The sequence below is a fragment of the Hyella patelloides LEGE 07179 genome, assembly GCF_900659865.1.
Lineage (GTDB): Bacteria > Cyanobacteriota > Cyanobacteriia > Cyanobacteriales > Xenococcaceae > Hyella > Hyella patelloides.
The window spans coordinates 1-5,332 of the sequence record NZ_LR214138.1; the positions used below are offsets into that span (position 1 = coordinate 1).

Annotated in this window: 10 protein-coding genes; 6 read left to right on the top strand and 4 right to left on the bottom strand. The window is 39.9% G+C overall.

Annotation, left to right across the window (positions count from 1 at the left end):
• Both H1P_RS36780 and H1P_RS30750 read left to right on the top strand, forming a co-directional pair.
• The coding region (locus H1P_RS36780; protein WP_186376241.1) for a J domain-containing protein at positions 1-609 on the top strand (609 nt) is incomplete at its 5' end.
• A gap of 38 nt (positions 610-647) precedes the next feature.
• On the top strand, positions 648-896 hold the full coding sequence (locus H1P_RS30750; protein WP_144874911.1) for a hypothetical protein: 249 nt from the start codon (positions 648-650) through the stop codon (positions 894-896).
• Between the two features lie 71 nt (positions 897-967).
• Here the strand turns inward: H1P_RS30750 and H1P_RS30755 are convergent, their stop codons facing one another.
• The 3 genes from H1P_RS30755 to H1P_RS37880 form a co-directional block, all read right to left on the bottom strand.
• The gene (locus H1P_RS30755; RefSeq protein WP_144874913.1) at positions 968-2,122 is read right to left on the bottom strand and encodes a hypothetical protein; all 1,155 of its coding nucleotides are present in this window, start codon (positions 2,120-2,122) and stop codon (positions 968-970) included.
• Complete coding sequence (locus H1P_RS30760; RefSeq protein WP_144874915.1) at positions 2,119-2,385, bottom strand: hypothetical protein; 267 nt, start codon at positions 2,383-2,385, stop codon at positions 2,119-2,121. Before H1P_RS30760 ends, H1P_RS30755 begins: the two co-directional genes overlap by 4 nt.
• A gap of 81 nt (positions 2,386-2,466) precedes the next feature.
• Complete coding sequence (locus H1P_RS37880) at positions 2,467-3,246, bottom strand: Rha family transcriptional regulator (protein WP_222427328.1); 780 nt, start codon at positions 3,244-3,246, stop codon at positions 2,467-2,469.
• 16 nt (positions 3,247-3,262) lie between these two features.
• Between H1P_RS37880 and H1P_RS30775 the strand changes: the two genes are divergently transcribed.
• The gene (locus tag H1P_RS30775) at positions 3,263-3,454 is read left to right on the top strand and encodes a hypothetical protein (protein WP_144874917.1); all 192 of its coding nucleotides are present in this window, start codon (positions 3,263-3,265) and stop codon (positions 3,452-3,454) included.
• On the opposite strand, the gene H1P_RS30780 is transcribed toward H1P_RS30775, so the two are convergent.
• Positions 3,451-3,804 carry a helix-turn-helix domain-containing protein gene (locus H1P_RS30780; protein WP_144874919.1) on the bottom strand — a complete coding sequence of 118 codons (354 nt, stop codon included), beginning with the start codon at positions 3,802-3,804 and terminating at the stop codon, positions 3,451-3,453. The two genes, H1P_RS30775 and H1P_RS30780, sit on opposite strands and share 4 nt — an antisense overlap.
• A 355-nt stretch (positions 3,805-4,159) precedes the next feature.
• On the opposite strand from H1P_RS30780, the gene H1P_RS30785 reads away from it, so the two are divergent.
• The 3 genes from H1P_RS30785 to H1P_RS30795 all read left to right on the top strand — a co-directional run bounded on the left by H1P_RS30785 (position 4,160) and on the right by H1P_RS30795 (position 5,222).
• Positions 4,160-4,603 carry a hypothetical protein gene (locus H1P_RS30785; RefSeq protein ID WP_144874921.1) on the top strand — a complete coding sequence of 148 codons (444 nt, stop codon included), beginning with the start codon at positions 4,160-4,162 and terminating at the stop codon, positions 4,601-4,603.
• 68 nt (positions 4,604-4,671) lie between these two features.
• Positions 4,672-4,941 carry a hypothetical protein gene (locus H1P_RS30790; protein WP_144874923.1) on the top strand — a complete coding sequence of 90 codons (270 nt, stop codon included), beginning with the start codon at positions 4,672-4,674 and terminating at the stop codon, positions 4,939-4,941.
• A gap of 95 nt (positions 4,942-5,036) precedes the next feature.
• Positions 5,037-5,222, top strand: a complete 186-nt coding sequence (locus H1P_RS30795) for a hypothetical protein (protein WP_144874925.1) — start codon at positions 5,037-5,039, stop codon at positions 5,220-5,222.
• The last annotated feature ends 110 nt before the right edge of the window (positions 5,223-5,332 follow it).

Below are 5,332 nucleotides of genomic sequence, written 5' to 3' on the forward strand. Positions count from 1 at the left end.
CAAATCAAGTTAACGTCGAAGCTCAATCGTTGCCGATTTGCCATTTATGCTGCCCAACTTCAGTTGCAATGGCTCTCATCATCAAGTCATGAAAATCAAGAAGACATTGAAGCTGAAACAATTCCCATTTCCTCCTCCACAGAAGAAGTAGAAATAGTAGAAGTAGTAGAATCACAATTGCAACAGGCTCAATCAAAAATCAAACTGCTCGAATCGCAATTGCAGGATCAAGAAAGAACAATTGAGTCCCAAACAGAGCAACTCAAGCAAGCAGAAAACTTTTCGGCACTACTATTAACCCATCGCATACTAGAACCAGGATTGCCCTTAAATGGCACACAATTAAGTCCTGCCATGAGAGTTTTAGGTTCTCCTACCACCTTAACCGAGTTAGAAGCTAATTATCGCGAACTTCTCAAGCGCGAACATCCCGATGTTTCTCCTTTTGCACTATCAGAAGCGATCGCTAGATTTAGTTATCTACGCTCTCTTTATCGAATTACTAGAGAGCATTGGCAAGAATTGAAGCCTACAGCACCTATTACTCTTCAGGAATTAGAGAGAAGAATGAACGCTAGGGTGCCATTTGTTCCAGAGAGTTTTTGGTAACCAGAAGCCCAAATTTATTGAGAAGACCTTTAGTTTTTATGAATCCAGAAAATCCCCAAAACCATGACTCTCCCTCTTTCAACCCCCAATCTGAGTTATTCGTGGCTCTAGTTTTCTTCATGGCGATCTCTATGATCGTTGCTATGGTGTTCGTCACTGGCAATTTTTTGATAAGACTGCTCAAGGCTATCTTGAAGCAGAGTAACGAGAAGAATCTTTATTCTGAGATTAAAAATTCCCAGGCTTTTAATTTTTCATCTTCTCCTGCTTCGCTGTTAGTAAAATAGAGTCCTTCATCACGACCAGATGAGGGAGAGAACGACCGCGCAGTGCAGCCAGATGGGTTGTTCCCGTTTCTTCAAGTACCTTTGTTCCTTTTCATTACTGATTTGAGATAATCTAAACTATAACCGCGTTTCGTAGCACTCTGCCACTTCTCCCAACTCCCAGACAGTAACACCCATTGCTCTCCATCTCTGATTTCTTGAGAGGCACAATAGCCCAGTTCTCTAGCCAATTCATACCAGAGCCTGAATACTGAAGTTGTATCTATCTCTTCTGAGTTCTCTACAACTACATGATTAGAACTCGCCCAATTTCCCTTAACTGCTGCGGTGAAATATCCCCCCAGATTGGGGATGTGCTTTTCTCTTTTCCTAATTTTGACTAGAGCGATCGCACTTTTTACTTCCTCTTCAGAATACATCTTCACTAGGTTGATGAGAGTTTTATTGATTGGTACTCCTATACTGTCTAGTTCCTCTACCAAAGATTTCCCTGAAGGGTTGACTACTTTAATCTTTTTAACTTCATTTATACTACACACGCCGAGATTTTTTTCTTCAGCACACTTTGGCTCAGTATTGTCTAATTGGGCTTGATTTTCGCTTTTTTGACCATTTAACTCTCGTTTCTGGTGTATTTCTTTCTTGGGTTGATTTTCTTCTTCTAAAACGGTTTTTAATTGAGCAGCAGCAAAGGAATGGGAAATAGCGGAAGCTGATTTTAACTTTTCTGATTTCTCTGCTTTTGCTGTTTCTTTTTGAGATGTATTTTTTGTTTCTCTATTTGAGAGCTTAGAATCCCTCACCTCGATCTGTGGAGAATTCACATCTCGATCTGTGCTAGACCACAAATCGGAGTTAGATATGGTTTCAGGCGATTTGGGTTTAATAATTTCTCTTAGGCGATTGTAATCCAAACTGTAATAATTTGTTTGATTCCACTCTTGAGATTTGTATCGGATCACCTTGACTATCTCTAGTTGACGTAGCAGGTTCATTGATTTCCTGAATTGCCAGATACTCAGCCATTGAAATTGTTCTCTTACCCATTTCTCAAACGTGTTATACACATACTTCACTCCCTCAATAATAGTCCCCACACCTTCTTTCTGCATCCAGTAGTGAAGCTGTTGCACTATGACTGCGGAATTAATATCTCCCAAGGCTGAAGCTATTTCCATGTCAAATGCTCTGGTATTGCCTGGAGATATCGCTAAAATACTGTTCATCTTGCATCCTCCCCTTTGACTCTTCTTCGTCTTACTCTAGAGCGAGCAGGTACTATTTCAATTCTTCCCGACACAGATGTTTCTTTTCCCGACTCCAAATCCCTAATGCCTTGAACGCGAGCTTCCTCTAAGAATGCCATCGCTTCTGTTATCAAATATTCCCCTTCTCTATTTCTGTACACTGTGACTATGGGCGATTCCCAAGATTCGATTTCTGGCTCTTGCGCGATGTTGACGAATAATACTTGTATACTATTTCTCATGAGGTGCTATCCTACTTGTATGCTACAAAATGCTGGTAAAGCAGAACTAAAAGACAATGGAGCGATGAGACATGATGCGATTTATTCGCCTATCAAAATTTGTCTTAAGCCTCTATGGGCTGCCCAAAGTCTATCTAGTTCGGATATTTCTTCTATTGGGATATATTGACAAGAAGTCGCTATCAATCCTGGTTTTAAAACATCTTCTCTGCCAATTGACTTGAGCCAGTCCACTAAGTCTTTAGCTCTCTTCATGCCGTATCTCTTGGCTAGCTTCGTCTTGGATAACCCTTCAAAAGTGACTTTGCTTCTTCCTTGCTCGTTAACTAAGACTGTCCTTTCTATGACTTCAGTTTTAGTAATTACCGCGTCTGGGTTTCCCAATACTAATGCTGGCAGTGCAGGATTAATGATGGCTAATGCAGAAGAAGCTGCTAACAATCTCTCTTGGGCTACTGCTGCTTGTTGTTGGGCTTGTGCTACTTGGAGTTGAAGTTTCAGTTTTTCAATTTCAATAGCCTGGGCTGGTATGACTTCTTTGATTAGTTTCTTTGCCTTGGTAAATGCCTTTACTAGCTCTAACTTACACTGGACTACTTTGTCCGTATTTCTCGATAGCGTCATCAGAAAAGTCGATTGTTCTTCTGTTAGATATGCGTAACGCTCTTTAGAACTGTTCCCTTGCTTGGTTCTAAACTCTCGCGTTTGAAACGCAATAGCTCCCAACCCTGACTCTATCTGCTTTCTGTACTTCTCTATATTCCCCAACAAGTTTTTGTGTTTGATATCCAAATTCTCTGCAATCAAGCGAGAATCTACAACCAATACACTATTGTGTTCTTCAACTGTTAAATTGGACATAACTGTTATTTGATGGTTGAACGTCGGTGACAGCCTCGAAAAGGCGATCGTTCTTCTTTGGTCGGATGGGCGATCGCTTTTTGCTGTTCCATTTTTCTGGCTCAGACTTCATGTTTTAATCTTGTGGCAAATCACTAACTCTTTCCCCTACTTTCTGTGTCAACTGACTACTCCCGTTCCCTCCTTTTTTCTTATCGTTCATCATTAAGCTGACTGGGGTATTTCTGGTAAAGCCTCGAACCATGAAGCAGCATTTTCCTTCGAGTTAGAGGATTTAATGTCTTGCTTTTGATTCAGTGGTTTCAGATTGTTAATAATTTGCTCAATCATCAAGTCTGCTTGTTTGTTGTCATCGTCTGGAACTCGCACTAGCAAATCTCCAGTTTGACAATTGAGAGCTTCACACAGTTTATCTAAAGTGTCCAAAGGAATTGATTTGGCATCTCCATACTCAATGCGTTGAACATTTTGCAAGGTCATGCCAATGATTTGAGCCAACTTATTTTGAGATAATTTGCGGGCTTCTCTTACTTGTTTGAGTGTTATTTTCACAGTCATACCCTCAGCTTATCAGTTCTACCTTATCACATCTATCCAAGTATTGCTTGGACAATTAATACTTGACTTACCAAGCATCACTTGGTATTATAGAAATATAGCTGAGGACACAACCAGCCTCAGACTTGAAACAAAATCCATTGGTTGATTACACATCCTTTCATTTTTCATTTCACAGCACGCCCGACAACTAAATATCGATTCCTTTTCAACTTAAAGAGTGCATCAATCAAGAGCGAGTCAGTCTCCACGAAGCAATCTTTCTTTCTAGTTTCTTTGACTGACCGCAAACAAATAAAAAGGAGAGCAACCTATTACCACTGCTCTCCTCACAAATAAATTCTTAATTCTTATAATGACACAAACAAAACTTCTTGCAACAGCATTACCCACATCTTGCTCTAATTGTCCCCAATTTAACGATTACCAAGACAGTAGAAGTAGAGGTTGGTGTTCTCTCTTTAATCATGTCTCCTTCAAACACCATCCTTTTACTCGCGATTGTCAGTTAAATCTTCCCGACGAAGAGGATATTTTACGCTCCGAACACGAAGTAGGAAGCCTCGTCAAACTCATCGACTCTGCCAAAGACCATAGCCAATGGTCAACTTTCATCGTCGTCGGCAAAAGATACAACTCTAATCGCTATAAAACCACCGAGACTTATTTGTCTGAGACTGACTGGGAGTTTTTACTCGCCACTATAGAACAAGCCCAAGTCAGCCAAATATGGGTAGCAGAAGACGAAATCTGCCACTATAGCCAATCCCACATTATCAATCCGATTGGCGAGTTCTAATTTTTTTGACAACAGTCCTTGGTAATAAATAACCAAGGACGCTCACATCAATCAATATTCACTACACTATGACTACATATCTAATATCAATTCAAATCAAACCCTTAACCTACAAGCCATCAACCTCAGAGACTCTGCCCGAAATCATGGCTTTTCAAGAAGAAGAAGATCGCTACTATTTAGCAGGAGCAGAACAAATAACTGACAAATTAACTGTTTTACTCCCAGAAATCCACCAGAACAATCCTCAGATAATTAGGTTCAAATTAGAGATTACAGAAGGAGATGAAATTGATGCTAATTTCTATCAAGATTTTTTGAATTTAATTAAAAATTGAATTTAATCAAAAATATCTTCTTAAATTCAACTATTAACCAAAGTTAATCGCACTACTCCTCAACATCTCATTAACATTCACTCCATTCTCCAACTATGAAAATTAACCCGATTAAAACAGGCAATTTCTCCCCACTTTCCCTCAAGGACAAAGTTAGAGTCATCGACCCCGACGAGAACCCTTCTGAATGGGCAGTTTTTCAAATTGCCGACCTGAGAAATAACCGCAGCAGCATTAATTACCTTGGACGAAAAACAACCCTTAGAACCTTTTTGGGTTAAACGCCAAGATGTTCGGCTTGTCGATTCTGACCATATTTAACGCGCACAGCTTTACCCCATGAATCCAGAAATCAAAATTAAAGTCAATAGTCTGGGAGCTTATCTAGACA

Excerpts from the sequence above, each read along its gene's own strand:
- H1P_RS30750 (WP_144874911.1), top strand. The coding sequence starts at position 648 with ATGAATCCAGAAAATCCCCAAAACCATGACTCTCCCTCTTTCAACCCC.
- H1P_RS30755 (WP_144874913.1), bottom strand. The coding sequence starts at position 2,122 with ATGAACAGTATTTTAGCGATATCTCCAGGCAATACCAGAGCATTTGAC.
- H1P_RS30760 (WP_144874915.1), bottom strand. The coding sequence starts at position 2,385 with ATGAGAAATAGTATACAAGTATTATTCGTCAACATCGCGCAAGAGCCA.
- H1P_RS37880 (WP_222427328.1), bottom strand. The coding sequence starts at position 3,246 with ATGTCCAATTTAACAGTTGAAGAACACAATAGTGTATTGGTTGTAGAT.
- H1P_RS30780 (WP_144874919.1), bottom strand. The coding sequence starts at position 3,804 with ATGACTGTGAAAATAACACTCAAACAAGTAAGAGAAGCCCGCAAATTA.
- H1P_RS30785 (WP_144874921.1), top strand. The coding sequence starts at position 4,160 with ATGACACAAACAAAACTTCTTGCAACAGCATTACCCACATCTTGCTCT.
- H1P_RS30790 (WP_144874923.1), top strand. The coding sequence starts at position 4,672 with ATGACTACATATCTAATATCAATTCAAATCAAACCCTTAACCTACAAG.
- H1P_RS30795 (WP_144874925.1), top strand. The coding sequence starts at position 5,037 with ATGAAAATTAACCCGATTAAAACAGGCAATTTCTCCCCACTTTCCCTC.